The 3,234-nt window shown below is 62.9% G+C and carries 2 protein-coding genes and 1 pseudogene; all 3 read right to left on the bottom strand.

Annotated features, from left to right (window positions below; genetic code table 11):
• A pseudogene (clpC1, locus tag VML93_RS09330) lies at positions 1-947 on the bottom strand (ATP-dependent protease ATP-binding subunit ClpC); the annotation flags it as partial.
• 253 nt (positions 948-1,200) lie between these two features.
• Entirely contained in the window at positions 1,201-1,539 is a 339-nt protein-coding gene (gene lsr2 / locus VML93_RS09335; protein WP_044508725.1) for a histone-like nucleoid-structuring protein Lsr2, read from the bottom strand.
• Positions 1,540-1,653: 114 nt separating this feature from the next.
• Positions 1,654-3,162, bottom strand: a complete 1,509-nt coding sequence (gene lysS, locus VML93_RS09340) for a lysine--tRNA ligase (RefSeq protein WP_325609921.1) — start codon at positions 3,160-3,162, stop codon at positions 1,654-1,656.
• Positions 3,163-3,234: the final 72 nt, after the last annotated feature.

The raw sequence follows: 3,234 nt of genomic DNA on the forward strand, positions 1-3,234 counted from the left end.
TCGCCGCGGGCCAGCTTGGGCTTGAGGATCGACGCAGCGTCGATGGCGCCCTCGGCGGCACCCGCACCGACCAGCGTGTGCAACTCGTCGATGAACAGGATGATGTCGCCGCGGGTGTTGATCTCCTTGAGCACCTTCTTCAGGCGCTCCTCGAAGTCACCGCGGTAGCGACTGCCCGCCACCAGCGATCCCAGGTCCAGCGTGTAGAGCTGCTTGTCCTTCAGCGTCTCGGGGACCTCGCCGTGCACGATGGCCTGCGCGAGTCCTTCAACCACAGCCGTCTTGCCGACACCGGGCTCGCCGATCAGCACCGGGTTGTTCTTGGTGCGCCGGGACAGCACCTGCATGACCCGCTCGATTTCCTTCTCGCGGCCGATGACCGGGTCCAGCTTGCCCTCCATCGCGGCGGCCGTGAGGTTGCGGCCGAACTGGTCGAGCACCAGCGACGTGGACGGGCTGCCGGTCTCGCCGCCACGACCACCGGTACCGGCCTCGGCGGCTTCCTTGCCCTGGTACCCGCTCAGCAGCTGGATCACCTGCTGGCGCACCCGGGTCAGCTCGGCGCCAAGCTTGACCAGCACCTGCGCGGCCACGCCCTCGCCCTCACGGATGAGGCCCAGCAAAATGTGCTCGGTGCCGATGTAGTTGTGGCCGAGCTGCAGCGCCTCGCGCAGGCTCAGCTCGAGAACCTTCTTGGCACGTGGAGTGAACGGGATGTGCCCGGACGGCGCCTGCTGCCCCTGGCCGATGATCTCCTCGACCTGGCTGCGGACACCCTCGAGCGAGATCCCCAGCGACTCCAGCGACTTCGCCGCGACGCCTTCGCCTTCATGGATTAGACCCAACAGGATGTGCTCGGTGCCGATGTAGTTGTGGTTGAGCATCCGGGCCTCTTCTTGCGCCAGGACGACCACCCTGCGGGCACGGTCCGTAAATCGTTCGAACATCGGTGGTTACCTGCTCTCCCTCAACCATTCGGTACTTTGGTCGGCCTGGGTCGGCCACTGCGTACCTGTCGTCCACTGTAATGGTCGGCCTGCCAGCGGTCCTAACGTTGCGGATCCTCACGACAGAGCCGTACCTGGGAAACGAGGAAAACCGCCGAAACGTTTCCGCAAACCGCCGTCGTTTCGCCGCCAGCGAAAGTGACAAAGCATCGGCGCCCGAGCCGTCGGGCCCGGGCGCCGGTCAGTCGCTTCTTTAGGTCGCCGCGTGGAATGCGTCGATGACGTCGGCCGGGATACGGCCGCGAGTCGACACGTTGTGCCCGTTACGGCGGGCCCACTCGCGGATCGCGGCACTCTGCTCACGGTCGATCGCGCCGCGGCCGCGCCCCGAGCCGGAACGCCCACGACGCCGTCCGCCGACGCGGCGGCCGGCCGCCACCCACTGCTTCAGGTCGTTGCGCAGTTTCGCTGCATTCTTGGTCGAAAGATCAATCTCATACGTCACCCCGTCAAGCCCGAATTCGACCGTTTCGTCGGCGGCGCCCGCACCGTCGAAATCATCGACCAAGGTGACGGTCACTTTTTTCGCCATTGGCTTACCCTCACGTTTCTTCCTGTGCTGTTACTCTGCAGTTCGGATAGACTCCCCAGTTACCAATCTGCCATAAGTGCGCAGAATACTCAATCCAGACACAAGACGCATAGTTCAGTTGGAGTGAGGCCGAACAATCGGGAACAAAACTGTATCCCTAATTGACAGGCCGGTCAAAGACATCAACAACCGATCGATACCCATTCCGGTTCCTGTACACGGCGGCATCCCGTACTCCAAGGCGACCAGAAAATCTTCGTCAAGTGCCATCGCCTCGTCGTCACCGGCCGCCGCCGCGCGAGCTTGTTCGACGAATCTCTCGCGCTGCACAACGGGATCGGTTAATTCGGAGTACCCCGTAGCCAGTTCGACTCCACGCAAGTAGAGATCCCACTTCTCGGTTACTCCGGCGATGCTGCGATGCTGTCGGGTCAATGGCGTTGTCTCGACGGGAAAGTCCTTGACAAATGTGGGCGCCGTCAAGCCCCGGCCCACTGTGTGCTCCCACAGTTCCTCGACCAGTTTGCCGTGCCCATAGAAAGACGGGTCGCGGTTCTCCGGAATCTCGACGCCGAGTCGATGCGCTATGGCACGTAGTCGATCGACGCCCGTGTCCGGTGTGATCTCTTCACCGAGGGCCGCCGACAGGGACGGATACATTTGTATCGACGCCCATTCTCCATCTATGTCGTACACACTGCCGCCGGGCAGTGGCAGTTGTCTGGTCCCGATCGCTTCGTCGGCCACCTCTTGAATAAGCTCGCGCGTGACGACTGCCGAATCGTCATAGGTTCCGTAGCTCTGGTAGGTCTCCAGCATGGCGAATTCCGGTGAATGTGTGGAATCGGCACCTTCGTTTCGGAACACCCGATTAAGTTCGAAGACCTTGTCGAAACCACCGACGACGCAGCGCTTGAGGAACAGTTCCGGTGCGATCCTCAGGTAGAGATCGATGTCCAGGGCATTGGAATGTGTGATGAACGGACGCGCCGCCGCGCCACCGGCGAGCGTCTGCAACATAGGAGTCTCGACTTCCAGGAAACCGCGCCGTTCCAGCGCATTCCGTATGGCACGGACAACGGCGATCCGTTGCCGCGCCATCGTGCGCGCCTGCGGGCGAACGATCAGGTCGACATAACGCTGCCGAACCCGCGACTCCTCGCTCATCTCCTTGTGCGCGACGGGCAACGGTCGCAACGATTTGGACGCCATTTGCCAGGAGTCGGCGAGAACGGATAGCTCTCCGCGTCGCGAACTGATCACATTGCCGTGGACGTAGACGATGTCGCCCAGATCGACATCGGCCTTCCAATCGTCGAGGGATTTCTGGCCGACCTTGTCCAGGCTGATCATCACCTGCAGCTGGACGCCGTCGCCGTCCTGCAGTGTCGCAAAACACAGTTTTCCGGAATTGCGCGCGAACATGACCCGGCCCGCGACGCCGACGATGTCGTCGGTCGCCGTGTCGGTCGGCAGGTCAGCGTAGGCGGCCCGGATCTCGGCCAGGGTGTGGGTGCGTCCGACCTCGACCGGGTACGGCTCACGGCCTTCGGCCAACAGTTGAGTGCGCTTGTCCCGACGGATCCGGAGCTGCTCGGGAATGTCTGTGTCGGGTGAACTCACGACGTGCCAGCTTAATTGAACCCGCCAAGAGCACCCGTTGCGGGCCGCTGGCCCCGGCCTCGCAGCGCCCCC

The organism is Mycobacterium sp. (assembly GCF_035499775.1).
Taxonomy (GTDB): Bacteria; Actinomycetota; Actinomycetes; order Mycobacteriales; family Mycobacteriaceae; genus Mycobacterium.